Source organism: Roseicella aerolata, from assembly GCF_020523605.1.
GTDB lineage: Bacteria > Pseudomonadota > Alphaproteobacteria > Acetobacterales > Acetobacteraceae > Paracraurococcus > Paracraurococcus aerolatus.
This window is the reverse complement of record NZ_JAJAQI010000007.1, coordinates 128,429-148,882: the sequence shown is the minus strand read 5'-3', so window position 1 is coordinate 148,882 and position 20,454 is coordinate 128,429. Positions and strand designations below refer to the sequence as shown.

At 72.4% G+C, this 20,454-nt stretch carries 16 protein-coding genes; 6 read left to right on the top strand and 10 right to left on the bottom strand.

Going from position 1 to position 20,454, the window contains the following annotated elements:
- Positions 1-143 precede the first annotated feature (143 nt).
- Positions 144-1,085, top strand: a complete 942-nt coding sequence (locus LHA35_RS06770) for an acetamidase/formamidase family protein (protein ID WP_226606130.1) — start codon at positions 144-146, stop codon at positions 1,083-1,085.
- 22 nt (positions 1,086-1,107) lie between these two features.
- Here the strand turns inward: LHA35_RS06770 and LHA35_RS06765 are convergent, their stop codons facing one another.
- The 3 genes from LHA35_RS06765 to LHA35_RS06755 form a co-directional block, all read right to left on the bottom strand.
- Positions 1,108-1,827: an MlaA family lipoprotein gene (locus tag LHA35_RS06765; RefSeq protein ID WP_226606127.1), complete on the bottom strand. Its 720-nt coding sequence runs from the start codon at positions 1,825-1,827 to the stop codon at positions 1,108-1,110.
- A 37-nt stretch (positions 1,828-1,864) separates the two neighbouring features.
- Complete coding sequence (locus LHA35_RS06760) at positions 1,865-4,234, bottom strand: heavy metal translocating P-type ATPase (protein ID WP_226606125.1); 2,370 nt, start codon at positions 4,232-4,234, stop codon at positions 1,865-1,867.
- Positions 4,235-4,658: 424 nt separating this feature from the next.
- Positions 4,659-5,249: a DUF305 domain-containing protein gene (locus tag LHA35_RS06755; protein WP_226606124.1), complete on the bottom strand. Its 591-nt coding sequence runs from the start codon at positions 5,247-5,249 to the stop codon at positions 4,659-4,661.
- Between the two features lie 396 nt (positions 5,250-5,645).
- Between LHA35_RS06755 and LHA35_RS06750 the strand changes: the two genes are divergently transcribed.
- The 4 genes from LHA35_RS06750 (at position 5,646) to LHA35_RS06735 (ending at position 9,507) form a co-directional block, all read left to right on the top strand.
- Positions 5,646-6,326: a Spy/CpxP family protein refolding chaperone gene (locus LHA35_RS06750; protein ID WP_226606122.1), complete on the top strand. Its 681-nt coding sequence runs from the start codon at positions 5,646-5,648 to the stop codon at positions 6,324-6,326.
- Positions 6,323-6,763 (top strand): DUF411 domain-containing protein, encoded by a 441-nt coding sequence (locus LHA35_RS06745; protein WP_226606120.1) that lies wholly within the window; start codon positions 6,323-6,325, stop codon positions 6,761-6,763. Before LHA35_RS06750 ends, LHA35_RS06745 begins: the two co-directional genes overlap by 4 nt.
- A gap of 78 nt (positions 6,764-6,841) precedes the next feature.
- Positions 6,842-8,458: a GMC family oxidoreductase gene (locus LHA35_RS06740; RefSeq protein WP_226606119.1), complete on the top strand. Its 1,617-nt coding sequence runs from the start codon at positions 6,842-6,844 to the stop codon at positions 8,456-8,458.
- A 92-nt stretch (positions 8,459-8,550) separates the two neighbouring features.
- Positions 8,551-9,507, top strand: coding sequence for a D-2-hydroxyacid dehydrogenase (locus LHA35_RS06735; RefSeq protein WP_226606116.1), 957 nt, complete (start codon positions 8,551-8,553; stop codon positions 9,505-9,507).
- Between the two features lie 366 nt (positions 9,508-9,873).
- Here the strand turns inward: LHA35_RS06735 and LHA35_RS06730 are convergent, their stop codons facing one another.
- The 7 genes from LHA35_RS06730 to LHA35_RS06700 all read right to left on the bottom strand — a co-directional run bounded on the left by LHA35_RS06730 (position 9,874) and on the right by LHA35_RS06700 (position 19,126).
- A complete protein-coding gene (locus LHA35_RS06730; RefSeq protein ID WP_226606113.1) occupies positions 9,874-11,334 on the bottom strand; it encodes a Dyp-type peroxidase in 1,461 nt (486 codons plus the stop codon).
- Positions 11,316-12,947 carry a hypothetical protein gene (locus LHA35_RS06725; protein ID WP_226606110.1) on the bottom strand — a complete coding sequence of 544 codons (1,632 nt, stop codon included), beginning with the start codon at positions 12,945-12,947 and terminating at the stop codon, positions 11,316-11,318. Before LHA35_RS06725 ends, LHA35_RS06730 begins: the two co-directional genes overlap by 19 nt.
- 116 nt (positions 12,948-13,063) lie before the next feature.
- Positions 13,064-13,603 (bottom strand): signal peptidase II, encoded by a 540-nt coding sequence (gene lspA / locus LHA35_RS06720; protein ID WP_226606108.1) that lies wholly within the window; start codon positions 13,601-13,603, stop codon positions 13,064-13,066.
- A complete protein-coding gene (ileS, locus tag LHA35_RS06715; protein WP_226606105.1) occupies positions 13,600-16,464 on the bottom strand; it encodes an isoleucine--tRNA ligase in 2,865 nt (954 codons plus the stop codon). Before ileS ends, lspA begins: the two co-directional genes overlap by 4 nt.
- Positions 16,465-16,748: 284 nt before the next feature.
- Entirely contained in the window at positions 16,749-17,429 is a 681-nt protein-coding gene (locus LHA35_RS06710) for a hypothetical protein (protein WP_226606101.1), read from the bottom strand.
- 159 nt (positions 17,430-17,588) lie between these two features.
- Positions 17,589-18,503 (bottom strand): bifunctional riboflavin kinase/FAD synthetase, encoded by a 915-nt coding sequence (locus LHA35_RS06705; RefSeq protein ID WP_226606172.1) that lies wholly within the window; start codon positions 18,501-18,503, stop codon positions 17,589-17,591.
- Positions 18,504-18,682: 179 nt separating this feature from the next.
- Positions 18,683-19,126, bottom strand: coding sequence for a MaoC family dehydratase (locus LHA35_RS06700; RefSeq protein ID WP_226606097.1), 444 nt, complete (start codon positions 19,124-19,126; stop codon positions 18,683-18,685).
- 89 nt (positions 19,127-19,215) lie between these two features.
- Between LHA35_RS06700 and LHA35_RS06695 the strand changes: the two genes are divergently transcribed.
- Positions 19,216-20,346, top strand: a complete 1,131-nt coding sequence (locus tag LHA35_RS06695; protein ID WP_226606094.1) for a M20 family metallopeptidase — start codon at positions 19,216-19,218, stop codon at positions 20,344-20,346.
- Positions 20,347-20,454 lie beyond the last annotated feature (108 nt).

Here is a 20,454-nt window from a genome sequence, read left to right as displayed (position 1 = left end):
CAGGCGCAAGGGGGTGGAACGAGGCTAGTCTGGCCGGCGGGACCGGCATAGCCCCCTCCGGGCCCCGGCGGGTACGGGGGCCCTTGGCCACATGCCGCCCGGCGGCGCATCATCGCGGTCCCTCCGCAAGAGATGACTGCGCCATGGCCCTCCACACGCTCCGCGCTGCGCCCGAGACCGTCCGGGCCGGCGCCTTCAGCGCTGGTTTTCCGCCCGTGCTCCACATCGCCTCCGGCGACAGGGTGGAGGTGCAATGCGTCTCCGGCCGGGCGGAGGTGCTGCCGCCACCGGGCAGCGGCATGGCGGTGCCGCCCGAGCTTTCGGCCATCATCGCCGCCAATCCCGGCGCCGCGACGGGGCACATCCTCACCGGCCCGATCGCGGTCGAGGGCGCCGAACCGGGCGATACGCTGGAGGTGCGGATCGAGCGCATCGAGCCCGGCGCGGACTGGGGCTACACCATGGTCGCGCCGCTGATGGGCACGCTGCCCGAGGATTTCCCCGAGTTCCACCTGTTCCACAGCGCGGTGGACCGGGCGCGCCGCACCTGCCGCCTGCCCTGGGGGACGGAACTGGCCCTCGCCCCTTTCTTCGGCGTGATGGGCGTGGCGCCGCCGCCCGCCTTCGGCCGGATCTCCTCCAAGGAGCCGCGGATCCATGGCGGCAACCTCGACAACAAGGAGCTTCAGGCGGGCAGCACGCTCTTCCTGCCGGTGCATGTGCCGGGCGCGAATTTCTCGGTGGGCGACGGGCATGGCGTGCAGGGCGATGGCGAGGTCTGCGTCACCGCCCTCGAGATGTGCCTGACCGGTACCTTCACCTTCCTGTTGCACAAGGGGACCGGCCAGCGGATGCCGCGGGCGGAGACGCCGACGCACTACATCGCCATGGGTCTGAACGAGGATCTGGACCAGGCGATGAAGCAGGCGCTGCGGGAGATGATCGCCTTCATCTGCGGCCGGACGAACCTCTCGCGCGAGCAGGCCTATGCCTTCTGCTCGCTGGCCGTGGATTTCCGCGTGACGCAGACGGTGAACGGCGAGAAGGGCGTGCACGGGATGCTGCGGAAGGGCCTGCTGTTCTGATCCGGCGGGCGGCAGGCGCCGCTCAGCGCGGTTCCGCCGCCTCCTCGTCCTCCGCCTCCGCCGGCCGGTCCTGCGGGCAGGTGGCGGCGCGCCGCTGCCGGTAGGCGCTGCGCAGCACCGCATAGGCGTCGAGCGACTCCGCCTCCAGCCGCGCCAGCGCGTGGTGGATGCCGGCATAGCCGACCAGCGCATCCCCCGTGCCCCAGGCGAGGACGATATCCGGCCCCAGCGCCTGGGCGAGCGCGGCCGTGGTGGCGAACTGCGCCCCGGCATCGCGCAGCGTGGAGGGGCCGAGCAGCGGCAACACCAGGAAGGGGCCGCTCGGCACCCGCCAGGCGCAGAGCGCATCCGCGACACCGAAGGGACGCCGCGGATAGCCGAGCGCGGCGGCCCGGTCCTCCACCCCGCCCAGGCCGAGCGTGGAGTTGATGCCGAAACGCGTCGCCGCGTTCCAGGCAAGCCCGGCCTGCCCGGCGGCGAGGCCGCTCGCCGCCGTCACCGGCTCGTTCAGGTTGGCGAGCGCATTGGCCAGGCCGCGCCGCGCCTCCGGCGTAGTGGTGGCGTGGTAGATCTCCACCAGCGGGCCGAGCAGCCGGGCCTGGACGCCCTGGTTGAAGCCGTGGATGCGGCGGTTCACCGCCTCGAAGGGGTCCGGCGCGGCGCGGGCCGGGGCGGGCTGTGCCGCCAGCAGCGCCGCGCCGAGGAGCAGGAGGCGGATGCCTTGCCGCCAGGTCATTGCCATTCCGTTCTCCCGGCCATCGCCCTCGCTGCCATGCGCGTCACTCCAGCCGCGCCCGCCGCAGCCTGAGCGCATTGCCGACCACGCTGACCGAGGACAACGCCATTGCCGCCGCCGCGATCACCGGCGAGAGCAGGATACCGAAGGCCGGGTAGAGCACCCCGGCCGCCACCGGAACGCCTGCCGCGTTGTAGGCGAAGGCGAAGAAGAGGTTCTGCCGGATGTTGCGCATCACCGCGCGCGACAGCCGACGCGCCCGCAGGATGCCGGTGAGGTCGCCGCCCAGCAAGGTGACGCCCGCGCTCTCGATCGCCACATCCGTCCCGGTGCCCATGGCGATGCCCACCTCGGCCGCCGCCAGCGCCGGCGCGTCGTTCACCCCGTCGCCCGCCATGGCCACGCGCCGCCCATCCGCGCGGAGCCGGTCCACCACCTTCTGCTTGTCCTCCGGCAGCACCTCGGCCACCAGCTCGGCAATGCCGAGCCGGCGGGCGACCGCCTCGGCCGTGGTGCGGTTGTCGCCGGTCAGCATCACCACCCGCACGCCCTCCTCGGCCAGGCCGGCGAGGGCGGCCGGCGTCGTCTCCTTCACCGGGTCGGCGACCGCGACCAGCCCGGCGGGCCGGCCATCCACCGCGACGAAGAAGGCCGTCGCGCCCTCGCCGCGCAGCCGCTCCGCCTCGGCGGCGACCGGGGTCGCGTCGACGCCCTGCTCCTGCATCAGCCGGGCATTGCCGACCGCGACCTGCCGGCCCTCGACCCGCCCGGTGACGCCGCGGCCGGTCGGGGCGTCGAACGCCTCGACCGCCGGCAGGGGAAGGCCGCGGGCCTCGGCGGCGCGCACCACCGCCTCGGCCAGCGGGTGCTGGCTCGGCCGTTCCAGCCCCGCCGCCAGGCGCAGCACCTCCGCCTCCGCAAAGCCCGGCCCCGGCGCCACGGCGACCACCTCCGGCCGGCCGCGGGTCAGCGTGCCGGTCTTGTCCACCACCAGCGTGTCGATGCGCTCCATCCGCTCCAGCGCCTCGGCATTCTTGATCAGCACGCCGGCCTGCGCGCCGCGCCCGACCCCGACCATGATGGACATCGGCGTGGCCAGGCCGAGCGCGCAGGGGCAGGCGATGATCAGCACCGTGACCGCCGCGACGATGGCATAGGCGGCGCGGGGATCGGGGCCCCAGACCAGCCAGGCGACCGCGGCGAGGACGGCGATCGCCACGACGGCCGGGACGAACCAGGCGGAGACCTCATCCGCCAGCCGCTGGATCGGCGCGCGGGAGCGCTGGGCCGCAGCCACCATCTGCACGATCCGCGCCAGCACCGTGTCCTGGCCCACGCGGTCGGCGCGCATGACGAAGGCGCCCTGGCCGTTCAGCGTGCCGCCGATGACGCGCGCGCCCGGCGCCTTCGCCACGGGCACGGACTCACCGGTCACCAGGCTCTCGTCCACATGGCTGCCGCCCTCCAGCACCTCGCCATCGAGCGGCACCTTGTCACCGGGGCGGATGCGCAGCCGGTCCCCGACCGAGACCTCCTCCAGCGGCACCTCCTCCTCCGTCCCGTCCGCCCTGATCCGCCGGGCCATGGCCGGGGCGAGGTCGAGCAGGGCACGGATGGCGCCGCCGGTGCGCTCACGCGCGCGCAGTTCCAGCACCTGGCCGAGCAGCACCAGCACGATGATCACCGCGGCCGCCTCGAAATAGACCGCGACCGATCCGTCCGGGGCACGGAAGGCGGGCGGGAAGAGGCCGGGCGCGATGGTCGCCACCAGGCTGTAGACCCAGGCGACGCCGGTGCCGAGCGCGATGAGGGTGAACATGTTGAGGCTTCGGTTCACCACCGAGAACCAGCCGCGCTGGAAGAAGGGCCAGCCCGCCCAGAGCACGACCGGCGTGCCGAAGAGCAGTTGCAGCCAGTTCGAGGTGGAGCGGCCGACCAGATGCTCGAGCCCCAGCAGGTGCCCGCCCATCTCGAGCGCCAGCACCGGCAGGGTCAGGACGAGCCCGATCCAGAAGCGGCGGGTGAAGTCCACCAGCTCCGGATTCGGCGCGGCCTCCGCGGTCGCCAGTTCTGGCTCCAGCGCCATGCCGCAGATCGGGCAGCTGCCGGGGCCGATCTGGCGTATCTGCGGGTGCATGGGGCAGGTGTAGATCGTGCCGGGCGCGACCGGCTCGGCGCGCAGGTCCCGTGTCTCCGGGCCGCCGAGATAGCGGGCCGGGTCGGCCAGGAATTTGGCCCGGCAGCCCGCGGAACAGAAATGGAAGGGCTGCCCGGCATGGTCCGCGCGGTGCTGCGTCCGGTGCGGATCGACCTTCATGCCGCAGACCGGGTCCGTCACCAGCCCGGCGCTGGTGGCGGCGTCATGGTGGTGGCCGTGCGCGGGGCGGCGCGTGCCGGTGGGCTGCGGCTCCATGGACTCCACTCCTTCTGGCGGTGGCAAGGGCAGTACCGGGCGGCACCTGCGTGGCCCGCCATGGAGGGCGCGATCCACATCACGCCGCCCGCCTGGCGCGCCGCCGTTCCCAGGCCCGGATCGCCCGGACTGTGCCCGGGCGATCCGGGCCTGGCTTTCTCGAGCCAGCGATTCACGCCCTGGCGTGCCCGCCCGCGGCGCGCGCACTCAGGGCGATCGCGGGCTAATGCGTGCCGTGGGCGGCCGCGCCTTCCGCCACCCCCGGCATGCCATGCACCATCCCCGGTGGCACGGCGATGGCGTCGGCATCGCCGGGATAGGCGGCCATGGTCGCACGCATCAGCGCGATCTCCTGGCTCTGGTCGGTGATGATGTTGACGTTGAGGATCTTGAGGAAGCCGTTGCGCGCCTCCGGATCCGCGTTTTAGCCGCGCGCCATGTCGAGCGCCGCCGCGTGATGCTCGATCATGCCCTTGGCGAATTGCACGTCGCGTGCGCTGACCGGCCCGGCGGGGTCGAGCGGGCCCGGGATGGGCACCGGCAGCACGCGCCAGTGCTGGCCGAGATTCTCGGTGGCCATGGCGCGGATGGCGAGCCGGGTGATGCCGAGATCGAGGATGCGCACCGGCTCCTCCAGGCGGCGCGCGACGTCGTCCATCAGCGCGATCTCGTAGCGCTGGTTGGCGATGATGGCGCGCGCGAGCCGCCGCATCCGCGGGCTGGAGGAAGCCGGGTCGCGCAGATACGCCTCCGACATCGTCACCGCCCCCTCATGGTGGCGGCGCATGCCGTCGACATAGCGCCGGTCCGCGCGGATGGCGGCGTCGAAGGGCGCCTGCTCGCCGGGCGGGAGCAGCATGACGTCATGCCAGGTGCTGGGGCCGGCGGGCGCGTTCGGCTCATAGGTCCGGGTAGGATCGTAATTGCCTTCGAAATCCTCGGTCTGCTGGGCAAGGGACGGTGCCGCGAGCAGCGCCGTCGCGATGGCCAGCACGCCGAGCAGGTGCTGCCGCATATGAGGGCCTCCTGCGCTGGCACGAAGGGAGGAGGGCGGCGGGTCCGCCGCCGGGCGCAGGTCGGGATGGGCCGGTGCCTCCTCGTGCCGTCCTTGCGGCGGCAACGCCGCTGATGCGGCGCGGATGTATGCCGCAATGCTTTGTCGCACTGTGTCGGCCTGGATGCGTGATCCTTCGGCTTGCACCTGCCTGCTGTCAGGGGCTTGATTCTGCATGCCGAAAGGGGGACGGAGCCTGCGCCTGCCGCGCCCGGCTTCCGCATGGTCCGGCGATGCGGCACAGACCCGGCCTCCTGCGTTGATCCAGGACAAGGCCGACGCGCCGGGCGCAGGTGAGGCTGGCACGGCATCGCGGCCAGGCCGGCCGCCCGGCAGCAAGGCCGTTGGAGGGACGCCATGACAGGAGTTTCGGTGATGGGTATCCGCGGCGCCTTCGCCCTTGCCCTCGCGCTGGGGTTCGCCGGTCCCGCGGCGGCGCAGCAGGCGCAGGACGCGGACCATGCCGCGCATCATCCGGAGGGCCAGCAGGTGGCGCAGCAGCCGGCGCCGCCCGCGCCGCCGCCAGCCGCCCCGGCGCCAGCGCGGCCCGGGACACCCGGCATGGGCATGCCGGGGATGGGAATGCCCGCCCCGGGCGGCATGCCGGGGATGGGCATGCCAGGAATGGGCATGCAGGGCGAGATGGGCCAGATGATGCAGATGATGCAGCGCATGATGGCGATGCGCGGCGGCATGCAGCCCTTCCGGCGCATCGAGGGGCAGATCGCCTATCTCCGCACCGAGCTTCGCATCACCGACGCCCAGGCACCGCAATGGAATGCCTTCGCCGATGCGGTCCGCACCGCGGCCGGGCAACTGCGCCAGGCCCATGCCCAGCCGGGCCAGGCCGGCCAGACGCCGACCGCGCCGGAACAGCTCGAGCGGCGCGCCGCGATGCTTGCCACCGAGCTGGAGGCGACGCGCGCGGTGGCGGCGGCCGCCGGCTCGCTCTACGCCGTACTGTCCGAGGAGCAGAGGCGCACCGCCGACGAGTTGATGGCGGAGCATCTCCGCGGCATGCGGATGCGCGGGCTGTGACCGGCCGGCGCGGCGCGCTGCGCCTCGGGCTCCTCGCGCTCGGCGCGGCCGCGATGCCCGCCTGGGCGGCCGGCCCGCGGATCGAGGTGTGGAAGGACGCGAATTGCGGCTGCTGCGAGGGCTGGGTCCGCCATCTGCAGCGCGCCGGCTTCGCGGCGCAGGCGCGCGACGTCGCCGACATGGCGGCGGTCAAGCGCGCCCATGCCGTGCCGGAGCCGCTGTGGTCCTGCCACACCGCCCTGCTCGAGGGTTATGTCATCGAGGGCCATGTCCCGGCCGGCGACCTGCGCCGCCTGCTGGCCGAGCGGCCGGCGGCGCGCGGCCTCTCCGCCCCGGGCATGCCGGCCTCGGCCCCCGGCATGGACATCCCCGGCGAGCCCTATGACGTGATTCTGTTCGGCGCGCCGGAGGGGGAGCGCCTCTTCGCCCGGCACTGACCCGCCGGGCCCCATGACGAAGATCCCGCCCACCTGATATCCATCCGGCAAAAGGACAAGCCTGGGGGTGGGAAGCGCATGGCGGACGCGGCGGAGGAATTCGACTTCATCGTCACCGGGGCTGGCTCGGCCGGCGCCGTGGTGGCCGCCCGCCTGTCCGAGAGCGGACGGCACCGCGTGCTGCTGCTGGAGGCCGGGCCGCCCGACACCAATCCCTGGATCCATATCCCGCTCGGCTTCGCCCGGACCTATGTGGACGGACGGGTGAACTGGCGGTTCGAGAGCGAGCCGCAGCCGCGGCTGAACAACCGCCGCATCTATGCGCCGCGCGGCCGCACCCTGGGCGGCACCAGCTCGATCAACGGCATGGTCTATATGCGCGGCCATCCCCGCGACTATGACGAATGGCGCCAGCGCGGCTGCACCGGCTGGGACTGGGATTCGGTGCTGCCCTTCTTCCGGAAGGCGGAGAACCAGCAGCACGGCGCGAACGAGTTCCATGGCACCGGAGGGCCGCTCGAGGTCTCGGACCAGGCGGCGGGCTCGGCGCTGGCGGATGCCATGATCGCCGCGGCAGAGAGCCTCGGCATCCCGCGCAACCCGGATTTCAACGGCGCGCGCCAGGAGGGCACGGGCTATTACCAGACCACCACGGGCGGGCGCCGGCGCTGGAGCGCCGCGAGGGCCTATCTGAAGCCGGCGCGGGGACGCCCGAACCTCGTCATCCGCACCCTGTCCCAGGCGACGCGCGTGCTGATCGAAGGCGGCCGCGCCACCGGCATCGAATACCATTCACCGCAGGGCCGAAGGTCGGCACGGGCGAGGCGGGAGGTAATCGTCTCCGGCGGCGCCTACGGCTCCCCGCAACTGCTGCTGCTCTCCGGCCTCGGCCCCGCGGAGCATCTGCGCGGGATGGGGATCGAGGTGGTGCGGGACATGCCGGCGGTCGGCGCCAACCTGCACGACCATTTCGGCATCTACCTGATGTGGCGCTGCACCCGCGCCATCACCATGAACGACCTGGAGAACAGCTGGCCGCGCAAGATCCTGGCGGCGGCGCAGTACGGGCTGTTCCGCTCCGGCCCCATGGCGGTGAACGGCATCCGCGCCGGCGTCTTCACCCGCACCGACCAGCGTCTGGAGCGACCGGACCTGCAGATCAACCTGCTGGAATGGAGCACCCGGGAACGCTCGCGCGACCGCGTCATTCCGCACGACTTCCCGGGCTTCACCCTGGGGCCGGTGCATCTGGCGCCGGACGGCCGCGGCACGGTGCGGCTGGCGAGCCCCGATCCGCTGGCGCCGCCCGCCATCAGCTTCGGCTTCCTGCATTCCGACTACGACATGCGCGCCATGGTGGCCGGTGTGACGCTGGCGCGGGCCATCGCCGGCCAGCCGGCCATGCGGCCCTTCGTGGCGGAGGAGATCCTGCCCGGCCCGGCCTATGGGGACGGGGCCGATCTGGAGCGCTTCGTGCGGGAGAACGGCGTCTCCAACCACCACCCGACCAGCAGCTGCGCCATGGGGGCGGGGAGCAACACGGTGGTCGATCCGCGGCTGCGCGTGCACGGCATCGGCGGGCTGCGGGTCGCGGATGCCTCCATCATGCCATCCGTCCCGGCGGGCAATACCAACGCCCCCTCCATCATGGTCGGCGAGAAGGCGGCGGCGATGATCCTGGAGGATGCGGACTAGGTCCCGGGCCGGTCTGGGCAGGCCCGGGGAGCGGCGGCGGGTTCCGGCCCGGCTGCGCCGGCGATAGGCTGGCGGAAACGGAGGACCGCCGCATGCCCGACCCCACCCGCCTGCTGCTCTGGACCGATACGCCCGGCCCCTATCAGGAGGCGATCACCGCTGCGGGCCTCGCGCCGCGCCTGCGCATCGACACCCTGGCGCGCACCGCCACGCCGAGCGGGGAGCAACTCGCGGAGACCGAGGCGATGCTCGGCTGGGGCGTGCCGCCCGGCCTGCTGCCGCGGATGCCGAAGCTGCGCTGGGCGCAGTCCCTGACCGCGGGCGTGGAGGGCTGGCTGGCCCTGCCCGACCTGCCGCCGGACCTCATCCTCACCTGCGCCCGCGGCACGCATGGCGAGTCTATGCCGGAGAACATCCTCGGCGCGCTGTTCCACCTGACCAAGCCCTATGCCGCCATTGCCGAATCCCAGAAGGAGAGCCGCTGGGTCCGCCGCGTGTCGCAGCCGCTGAACGGCCGGACGCTCGGCATCCTTGGCCTCGGCGCCATCGGGCAGGAGGTGGCGCGGCTGGCGCATGCGCTGCGCATGACGGTCATCGGCACCCGCCGCAACCCGGCGCCGCTGCCGGGCGTGGAGGTGCTGCCGCCCGAGCGGACCGACGAGGTGCTGGGCCGCGCCGACTTCCTGCTGCTGCTGCTGCCGGCGACGCCGGCGACCGAGAATTTCATGAATGCCGAGCGCCTGGCGCGCATGAAGCCTGGCGCCTGGCTGCTGAATTTCGGCCGCGGCAACGCCATCGTCGATGCCGATCTGATCGAGGCGGTGGCGGCGAGGCGGATCGCCGGCGCGGTGCTGGACGTGTTCCGGGAGGAGCCGCTGCCGTCCAGCCACCCCTTCTGGACCACGCCGGGAATCATGGTGCTGCCGCATATCGGCGGCCTGCACCCGGAGCGTGACAGGGTGGTGGCGCGGCTGCTGGTGGAGAATCTCGGCCGGTTCCTGGATGGCCGCCCGCTGCTGCAGGTGGTGGACCGCGCCATCGGCTACTGATACCGACCCGCATAAATGCTGACGCATTTCTGCGGCCTCAGTCGCCGGCGCCGCCTCCGGCGGCTTGGCTACGCGCCATAGGGCGCGGCGCCCATCCGGGCGCTCAGCCGCCTGCGGCGGCTGCAGGTCAGCCATTATGCGGGACAGTATGATACCCGACCGCGGAAGATCCTGGCTTTCCGCGGCGGGTACCGCGTTGGGTTGGTGTGGCGGCTGCGCGCCCAACACGTCCAGCAAGAGAGTCATACCGGCCGCACGACCGCCAACCATCGGTCAGGAATTCGCGCGACCAGCATGACGCCCGGCGCCTCCGCCCTTCGGGGAGGGGAGGCGCCTGGGCATGTCGGCCGGCCGCAGGAAGGCCGGTCAGCCCCGCTCCTGCAGCCAGTCCAGCGCCCCGATGCCGGGCAGGAAGAAATATTCCCCGCCGGCGAAGCGGACGAAGGTCTTCACATCCACCTTCCAGCGCAGCGGCCGGTCCGGCACGGTGAAGGGGCCGGCCGGGCCGCAGAGCGGATCCGTCTCTCCCTGCAGCGTGGCGAAGGCCTTGTTCAGCACCCAGGTCTGCTGGATGAACTCGAACTGCCGGGTGATGTCCGTGTTCAGCGCCATGAACAGCAGCCCGCGTTCCCGCTCGCCATCCCTCTCGCCCTCCTCGAAGTCGGGGCCGAATTTCCGGCCGCGGCGCAACAGGCGGTGGTTGTTCGCGGACTCCAGCGCATCGGCGCAGGCCGCCGCATCCGGGGCCAGGCCGTCGCGCGGATTGGCGCGGCGCACATGCGAACCGATGGGACAGCCGAGGCCATGCCGGTCCGTCCCGAAAAAGCCGAAGGCATTGTCCGGCCCCTGCGCCGTGCGCGCCATCTGCCGGTTGCCCGGCAGCAGCAGGTCGCCATCCCTCTCGCGCCCGACCACCCGCTCCGCCAGCCAGACGGCATCCTTCCGGAGCTCCGCCGCGGCGGCCCGCATGGAATCCCAGAACGCCTCGACATACTGGTGCAGCTCGCGCACCACCAGGTAGCTGCCGTTGCGGCCGAGGTCGAAGAGGTCCGAGTTCTCCCGCTCGCCGACCGGGATCAGCGGGCCCGGCGCCGGCTCGTCATGCGCATTGCTATGGCCGAACAGGAACTCGCCGAGCGGCACGCCATGCCACGGGTCGCGCGCCTGCCCGGCATGGTGGCCCGCCACCCCTGGGCCGTAGGGAATGGGCTGGGAAATGCCGTCGGCGAAGCCGAAATGCTCCCGCGCCACATGGTCCGGATCGAAGCGCAGCGAGAGCGGCAGGCGGCAGGCGACCTGCACGCCCACATCCTGCAGGGCCTCGGTCACCTGCCTGGCCCAGTCCTGCGCGTCCTGGTCGTCGCGGGCATAGAGCACCAGCAGCGCATGCACCGTCAGCGTCGTCGCGTCCGCGCCGGGGGGATTGCAGCTCCAGCGCGGCGCCTCCCCGTGCAGCAGCCCGTGATCCGAGAGGTCACCCAGCCGGCGACGGCGGTCGGGGTGGTGCATGCCTTCCCAGAAGGGGCGCTCGAAGCTCGCCTGCACGGTCCGGCGATCGAGCCCGAGCCGCTCGAGCCCGGTCGCGGTGAAGGCGATGGCGGCGGATCTGGTGCGGTTCGCCTCCTTGTCCGCCGCGGTGGTGACCGGTGCCACCTGGCGCAGCGCCCGGAGCCAGCCGCGCTCCGACCCGCTGGCATCGAGAAAGAGCGCGACCGCGACGGGCAGGTGGGCAAAGGCGCTGACCACGAAGCCTTGGGTATCCCGGGCAATCCCGGGCGCCAGCGCCCAGTGCTGCTTCGGCGCCCTGCCTAGAGCCGTGCCGTCCATGCCTCTGCCTCCTCCGCTTCCATCCCGGCCTTGCGCAGGCCCTCCGCGATCGCGTGCTGGCGCTCGATCTGTTCCACCGTCAGCGTCGGATAGGCGCTGAACCAAAGGTTGCTGGCCGCCATGGAGGAGCGCGCCCAGGCCTTGAAGCGGCGGCCATGCGTCGCGCCCTCGAACCAGAGGAAGCGGGTGGGCGGGAAGCCGACGCCACTGCTCCAGGCGAGCGTCAGGCCGTTATGTGCCTTCTCGATGAAGTCATCGAGATAGCTCTCCCAGGTGCCGTCGAAATTGCTGAAGAACATCAGCCGGCCGCCATTCGAGATCAGCGCCCAGTGCGCGAAGTGGATGGTGCGCATGCTGGCGAGGTAGCCGGCGCGGGCGCGGGGGCGCACGCGCAGCAGCAGGCCGAGGCCGCGCAGCCCGGCGCGGATGACGATGGCGCGCAGCACGCCGGGCTTCACCAGCACCACGCTGCCCATGTGGTTCTGCGTCAGCCTGTCCTCGCGCGCGGACATGCGCGCCACCTCTGCCTCATCCACCGGCGGCGCGTCCTGCGGCGGGTCGCAGCGTTCCAGCCGGCGGATGCGGGCAAGCAGGGCGAGCAGGACGGGCAGGATGCCGAGGACGAGGAGCACCGCCGCCGCGCCGAGGATGGCCGGCGAGCGTGGGACCTGCACGGTTGGCCCGGCCTCCCGCAACTCCCGCCGCAGGAGGACGAGGCTCGGCAGGCAGGCGAGCAGCGAGAGGACCGGCACCGACCACCAGGGCAGCAGCGCCCAGGCAAGGATGGCGGGCAGGCCGAGCCCCAGCAGCACGAGGCCGGCGAAGCCGAGGAGACGCGCCCAGTCGCCATAGTGCTCGGCATCCGCAATGCGCGGCGGCCCGGCGCTGTCCAGCCAGGGGAACTCCCGCCGCATCTCGGCGCGCAGCCAGGCATGGATCTGCTGCGCCGTCATGCCGGCGAATGTCGCGCGCGGTTCCCGCCGCAGCCTCTCCTGCACCGCATCGAACAGCACCGTCTCCTGCTCGATCCGCGCGCGGCTGAGGCCGCGATTGCCCTGGTGGCTGATCGCCGGGAGGGTGGCGCGTTTCGCGAGGTAGGGCGCGAGCGGGGCGGTCGCGCCGTCCCGGGTGATGGCCTGGAACAGCGCCGCATCGGCATCGCGCGGCGGCTTGCAGCAGCGGAGCATGTCGCGCAGATGCGGGCCGATATGCGTCTCCAGCATCTCCCAGAAGGGGGCGGGCGGGCCGTCGAAATTGGCTTCGATCACCAGGACCGGGTCGTGATGATCATCCGGGAAGATCGTCACGGACAGGAAGTGCAGCACCGGCACCTCCCGGCAGAGCTCGTTGAAGGGCGGGTGCGTCCCGCTCTCCTCCTCCCGCAGCGCGTCCAGCTTCCGGCGCAGGATCTCCGCCCGCTTCGGCTCCACCTCCAGCACGACGGAGAGGATGGTCTGCCGCGTCGCGTGGCGGGCCGCCTCGTCCCGGGCCCTGGCGGCGGTGGGGGCGGCCCGCGCGGGGGCGGTCCCCGGGCGGAAGGCGGCGATGCTGCCAGGGGCGGCCTCCGCGCCCCTGGCCAGGGAAGGCGTCAGCTCCGCGCTCTGGCTCGACATCCTGTGGCCTCCGGTCCGACGCGAAATCCTAGGCGCCGGGTGAGGGATGTCACCACCGGAATGGCGGGCGCCCTGCCTGCGGTGTGACCGGGCGCACAGCGAAACCGGTGTGCCGTTCAGCTCTGCGTGGGCCTGCGGAACAGCGCGTCCGCCAGCAGCACGACGACGCCGCAGACGATGGCGGCATCGGCGATGTTGAAGACGTACCAGTTCCAGCCCCAGGCATGGGCACGGATGAAATCGACCACCGCGCCGAAGCGCAGCCGGTCGATGACATTGCCGATCGCGCCGCCGATGATGGCGCCGAGCGCGACCGCGACCAGCCGCGTCTCGGCCTTGGCCAGCCAGCGCAGCAGGAAGCCGGCGATGACGGCGGCCAGCAGGGCGAGCATCAGGTGGTTCAGCGGCCCGTCGCCGGAGAGCAGGCCGAAGGTGACGCCGCGGTTCCAGACCATGGTGAAGTCGAGCCCGAAGGGCCCGGCTTCCAGCAGCGGCAGGTTGCGCAGTTCCGGCAGGCGGAGGCCTTCCAGGATCCACCACTTGCTCGCCTGGTCGGCCAGGAGCAGCAGGGCGGCGACGACGAGTCCGAGGCGCAGGCCGGCGCGGGCCGGCAGCACCGCGGCCCCCTGCGTCCCGGCCGGGGCGGCGTCGCTCACTGCGCCTCCACCACCGCCTCGCAGCGGCGGCAGAGGGTGGGGTGGGCGCCGGACTGGCCGACCTCGGGCAGGACGCGCCAGCAGCGGTCGCATTTCGTGCCAAGTGCAGGCTCAACCCTAGCAGCGAGTGGGCTTGTTGGCTTTGGACCCGAAGCGCCTTGAATGATACCTACGGCGGAGACGATCAGAACCTCTTGCCAGTCTTCTTCCAACAACAACTCGGCATCGGCCTCGGTCAAAGAAGTCTCCTCACCCTCTTCGACCTCTTCGCCGACCCCGAAGAACACGGCAGCTTGCAAAGATGAACCAATCTTCCCAGCGCGCCGCATGCCTTCAAGCGAAGGATAAACAAATCGGCGCACTTCGCGCACTTTCCGCCATTTCTCGGCAAGCGCCGCATCCTTCCACCCCTCCGGCACCAGCGGGAAGTCGGTCAGGTGCACGCTGCCAGTCTCGTCCGGGAAGCGGGCCAGCCAGGCTTCCTCGGCGGTGAAGACCAGCACCGGCGCCAGCCAGGCGCAGAGGCAGCGGTGCAGCACGTCCAGCACCGTCCGCGCGCTGCGGCGGCGGTGGCTGTCCGGCGCGTCGCAGTACAGCGCGTCCTTGCGGATGTCGAAATAGAAGGCCGAGAGATCGGTCGCGCAGAAATTGTGGATCTCGGGATAGATCCCGGTCCAATCGTAGTCCTCGGCCGCCTTGCGCACCCGCGCATCCAGCTCCGTCAGCCGGTGCAGCACCCAGCGCTCCAGCTCCGGCAGCTCGGCATAGGAGACGGTCTCGTTCTCCTCGAAGCCCGCGAGGTTGCCGAGCAGCCAGCGCAGCGAGTTGCGGATGCGCCGGTACAGCTCCGCCTGCTGCTTCAGGATCTCCGGCCCGATGCGGAGGTCCTCCGCGGTGTCCGAGTTCATCACCCACAGCCGGAGGATGTCGGCGCCGTACTGCTTCATCACCTCCTGCGGGGCGGTGACGTTGCCGAGCGACTTCGACATCTTGCGGCCCTGCTCGTCCAGCACGAAGCCATGCGTCAGGATCGCCTTGAAGGGGGCGACGCCATTGGTGCCGACGGATTCCAGCAGGGAGGAGTGGAACCAGCCGCGATGCTGGTCGGAGCCTTCCAGGTAGAGATCGGCCGGGAAGGGCAGCTTGTGGTCGGGCAGGACGAAGGCGTGGGTCGAGCCGGACTCGAACCACACATCGACGATGTCCATCACCTGCTCATAGGCCGCCGGGTCGCGTCCCTCGCCGAGGAAACGCGCCGCCGCACCCGGCCTGTACCAGGCATCCGCCCCTTCCGTGCGGAAGGCCTCGACGATGCGCTCCATCACCGCCGGGTCGCGCAGCGGCTCGCCACTCGCCTTGTCCACGAAGACGGCGATGGGCACGCCCCAGGCGCGCTGGCGGCTGATGCACCAGTCCGGCCGCGCCGCCACCATGCTGCCGATGCGGTTGCGGCCCTGGTCGGGGACGAAATGCGTGGCGTCGATCGCCGCGAGCGACTTCTCCCGGATGCGGTTGGCATCGTCCATGGCGATGAACCACTGCGGCGTCGCCCGGAATATCACTGGCTTCTTGGACCGCCAGCTATGCGGGTAGCTGTGCGTCAGCCGCGACTTCGCCACCAGCGTCCCGGCGGCCTCGCAGGCGGCATAGACCGCGTCATGCGCCTTGAAGACATGCAGGCCGGTGAAGCCGGGCGCCTGCACCGTGAAGGTGCCGTCGTCATGCACCGTCTCCGGCACCGGCAGGCCGAACTGGCGCCCGAGGTTGAAGTCATCCTCGCCATGGCCGGGGGCGATATGGACGAAGCCGGTGCCGGCCTCGGTCGTGACGAACTCGCCGGGCAGCAGGGGGACGTCGAAGTCATAGCCGCCATGGCCCGCTGGGCCGCGCAGCGGATGCGCGGCGATCGCGCCGGCCAGCTCCGCGCCCTTCAGCACGCGCCGGATGGTATGCGCGCCGAGCTTCGCATCCTTCTCGAATTGCGGCAGCAGCGGCAGGGCGATCAGCAGCGTCTCGCCGACCTTCAGGTGGCTGCCCTCGCCCACGCCTTCCACATGCACCAGGGCGTAGTCGATCTCCTCGCCATAGGCGACGGCGCGGTTGCCGGGAATGGTCCAGGGCGTCGTGGTCCAGATCACCACGCTGGCGCCGGCCAGGTCCCCGGCCGCCGCCCGCTCCAGGCGGAAGCGCGCCCAGAGCGTGGGGGAGACATGATCGTGGTACTCGATCTCGGCCTCGGCCAGCGCCGTCTTCTCGACCGGGCTCCACATCACCGGGCGCAGACCGCGATAGAGCGAACCGTTCATCAGGAACTTGCCGATCTCCCGCACGATGGCGGCCTCGCTCGGCAGGTCCATGGTCGCGTAGCGCCCGGCCCAGTCGCCGAGGACGCCGAGGCGCTTGAACTCCTCCCGCTGCACGCCCAGCCAGTGCTCGGCATAGGCGCGGCACTCCGCGCGGAATTCCAGGACGGGCACGGCGTCCTTGTTCTTGCCCCGGGCGCGGTACTCCTCCTCGACCTTCCACTCGATCGGCAGGCCGTGGCAGTCCCAGCCCGGGACGTAATCGGCATCCCTGCCGGCCATCTGGGCGGCGCGGTTGATCACGTCCTTCAGGATCTTGTTGAGGGCGTGGCCGATATGCAGCGGACCATTCGCATAGGGCGGGCCGTCATGCAGGACGAAGGTCTCGCGGCCCCTGGACTGCGCCCGCAGGCGGTCCCGCAGGCCCAGGCGCTCCCAGCGCTCCAGCCATTGCGGCTCCCGCTTCGGCAGGTCGCCGCGCATGGGGAAGGGGGTCTCGGGCAGGAAGACGGTGCCGCGGTAGTCGCGGGCGGGGGCTTCGGTCGGGCTGTCGGTCATGGTCTGGTTCCTGGCCGCCGGCAGCGGGCGCCGCGGCGGAGCGGTGGATGCGCGCGGAAGATCCCGGCCCTTGTCTGACGGGCGGGCCGATTCAGACCGCCGGGGCCGGGCGCGGCCATGCCGCGACCCCTTCGGTCATCGGACCGCCTCAGGCGAGGACCGGGCCAGGAATTCGGCCGGTGCCGGCGTGACGCGCCCAACGCTGCATGAAGCGGTTATGCGGAGCGGAGCGGGGCCGGGTCAAGCGCCCGCGGCACCGGGGGGAGCTGAGGGAGGGGCGGCGCTCAGGGCTCCCATGCCGCCAACAGGGGGGCGGGCGGGGCGAGCAGCACCTCCTCGCAGCGGCGCCGCGCCTCCGCCCCGCCCTCCAGCCCCGCCAGCAGGGTGCAGAATAGCCGGGCCCGCAGCGGCCATTGCTCCGCGGCCGGGGGCGCGGCACCGGCCTGGAACCGCGCCGGCCCGAAGCCGCCCAGCGCCGCGGCAGCCGACAGGAGGGGCGGCAGCACCCCTTCCGCGCTGTCCTCCGCCGCCCGCAGCGCGACCTCCCCCGCCGGGCCGAGGCCGATGGCGACCATCAGGCCGGCCCCGGCATCCCGCCGCAGGGCGAGGAACGCGGCCGCCAGGACGGGGCGCAGCACGGCGGGCACGACCGCCGGCAGGCCGGGCATGGCGCCGCGCGCCGCCTCCGGGTTCAGTTCCAGCACCGCCGCATCCGCGGCCAGCATCGCCTCGACCACCCGGTGGTGGAACGGGCCGGGCTCCGGGCCTTCGGGCAGCACCAGCACCGCGGCATCGCCGAGCAGCCAGCCGGGGGGCAGGGTCAGCAGGGCGGGGAAAGGCGCATCGGCGCCGGGCGGGTAGAGCCAGAGCGGCTCCCGCCACAGCGGATCGGCCGCGACCGGGCCGGGCGCCAGGGCGAGGAGGACGAGGAAGACCAGGGCGGAACGCCGGCGCGGTGCGGACACGGGCAGGTCTCCCTTGGCCGGAACGGCCGGGCCGGCAGAATGGGAAAGGCCCGAAGCGGGAGCTGTGCTGCGCGGCACACTCCTTTGTCAGGGAGCCCCGATAGCGACCGGCGCAAGTCGGCGGGTGGTCCGGCAGGCGGCCGCAGGGGCGGCCCGCCATCAGCCCAGGGCGGCCCTCGCATCCTCCGCGTCCTGCGCGATCGCCGCCTTCAGCTCCTCGAGTCCGGCGAATTTCGCATCCGCCCGCAGGAATTTCACCAGCCGCACCCCGATCTCCTGGCCGTAGAGGTCGCCCGACCAGTCGAAGATGTAGGTCTCCAGCCGGGTCTCCGGATCGCCGCCGAGGGTCGGCCGGCGGCCGATATTCGCCACGCCCTTCGCCTCCGTCCCGTCCGGCAGGGCGACGGTCACGGCATAGACCCCGCGCGCCGGCTCCAGGTGCCGGCCCATCCACATATTGGCGGTCGGCCAGCCCAGCACGCGGCCGAGCTTGTCGCCATGCACCACCGCGCCGCGGATCTCCCAGGGCCGGCCGAGCATCGCCGTCGCCCGTTCCGGATAGCCGTCCTGCAACACGCGGCGGATCCGGGTGGAGGAGATGGGCCCCTGCGCATCCACGACCGGCGGCACGATGGTGGTGCCGATCCCGGCCGCCTCGGCCAGGCGGGCCAGCACCGTGGCATCCCCGCCGCGGCGGTGGCCGAAGGCGAAATCCTGGCCGCAGGAGAGGTGGACGGCGCCCAGGCCCTCGCGCAGCACCTCCGCGAAGAAGGTCTCGGCCGGCATGCCGGCCAGTGCGGCGTCGAAGCGCAGCGCGAAGACCACCGCGGCGCCGGCCGCCCCCAGCGCCGCCGCCTTGGCCGGCAGCAGGGTCAGGCGGAAGGGCGGGTCGTCGGGGCGGAAATGCTCGCGCGGATGCGGCTCGAAGGTCACGACGCCGAGCTTCGCGCCGGGCCTGGCCGCATGCGCCGCCTGCAGCACCGCGTGATGGCCGCGATGCACGCCATCCATGTTGCCCAGCGCGATGGTGGCGCCGCGCAGCTCGGGCGGTACCTCGCGCCAGTCCTGGATGATGACGGGCGGCGCCGATCCGGACCTCCGGGGCTCCGCCCTCCGGTCATCGGAGCCGTTCGAGGGCGGCGCCGATTCAGACCTCCGGGCCTTCGCCCTCCGGTCATCGGAGCCGTTCGATGGCGGCGCCGATTCAGACCTCCGGGCCTTCGCCCTCCGGTCATCGGGACCGTTGGCGGGCGTCATTCCGCCGCCTTGGCCCGCGCCGCGCGGGAGGGGACGGAGACGAAGGCCTCGCCCTCCAGCACCGGCTCGCCCCGCACGGTGCAGAGGGTGCGCAGCGTGGCGCGGTGCTTCTCCGGATGCAGCGCCAGGACCTCCACGGTCGCCGTCACCGTCTCCCCGATCCGGACCGGCGCGCGGAATTTGAGGCTCTGCGACATGTAGATGGTGCCGGGGCCGGGAAGCTGGGTGCCGAGCACCTTGGTGATCAGCCCGGCGGCCAGCATGCCATGCGCGATGCGCTCGCCGAAGATGCTGTCCTTCGCATAGTCGGCGTTCAGGTGCATCGGGTTGGTATCGCCGGTGACCGCGGCGAAGAGGACGATGTCGGCCTCGGTGATGGTCTTGCCGAAGCTGGCGGTCTGGCCGACCGAGAGATCCTCGAAGAAGAGACCGTCGGACATGAGGGATCCTGCCTGATGCGCCGGCCGGTCTAGCCCTCGGGGCTGCGAGCGACAAGGATGGCGCCCCCAGCCCCGAAAGGATTCGCCGCATGCCCGTGACCGAGATCGGCCCCTCCGACCGCCTGCTCGCCGAACTCAGGACCTGGGTGGAGCACGAGACGCCGACCACCGATGCGCGGGCGGTGAACGGGCTGCTCGACCGGGCGGAGCGGGATCTGCGCGGCCTGGGCGCGGCGATCGAGCGGCTGCCGGGCCGGGACGGCTTCGGCGACACGCTGATCGCCCGCACGCCGGGGGAGGGGGCGCCGGTGGTGGTGGCCGGGCATCTCGACACGGTCTGGGACCACGGCACGCTGGCCGGCCCCATGCCCTTCCGGGTGGAGGGCGAGCGCGCCCATGGTCCCGGGATCTACGACATGAAGGCCGGCAGCTTCATGGCCTTCCACAGCGTGCGGGAGATCCTGCGCCAGGGGACGAAGACGCGGCGCCCGATCACCCTGCTGCTGACCCCGGATGAGGAGGTGGGCAGCCCGACCTCCCGCGCCCCCATCGAGGACGCGGCCCGCGGGGCCTGCGCCGTGCTGATCCCGGAGCCCGCCGGCGGCCCGCAGGGCGCCTGCGTCACGGCCCGCAAGGGCACCGGCGGCTTCACCCTGCGCGTCGAGGGCCGCAGCGCACATGCCGGCGGCAATTGGTCGGAGGGGCGGAGCGCCGTCGTCGCCCTCTCCCAGGCGATCCTGAAGATCCATGCGCTGACCGATCTGGAGCGGGGCGTGACCACCAATGTCGCCCCGGTCTGGGGCGGCACCCGGCCGAATGTCGTCCCGCCCGAGGCCGGCTGCCGGATCGATTTCCGCGTGCCCAGCCTGGCCGAGGCGGAGCGGGTGGTCGCCGCCATCCAGGGCCTCGCCCTGGAGGAGGACGGCATCCGCATCACCCTGGAAGGCGGGCTGAACCGCCCGCCGCTGGAGGAGAGCCCGGCCAACCTCGCATTGTATGAAACCGCGCGGGCGATCGCGGCGCGGCAGGGCTTCGACCTGCCGAAGCAGCATCGCGGCGGCGGCTCGGACGGCAATTTCACCGCCGCCATGGGCATCCCGACCCTGGACGGGCTCGGCTGCACCGGCGCCGGGGCGCATGCGCCGGAGGAGCATATCCGCTGGCCGGACCTGGCGCCCCGCTGCGCCGTGCTGTGCGAGTTGCTGGAGACCCTGGGATAGGGCGGCCCGGGGGAGGAAGGTGGACCGCCCGGGAGCCTGCGCCGGCCTGACGCGCCGGAGCGGATCGGCCTCGGGCGGCCTTCCGGACCTTCCGCCAGGGCCGGCGCT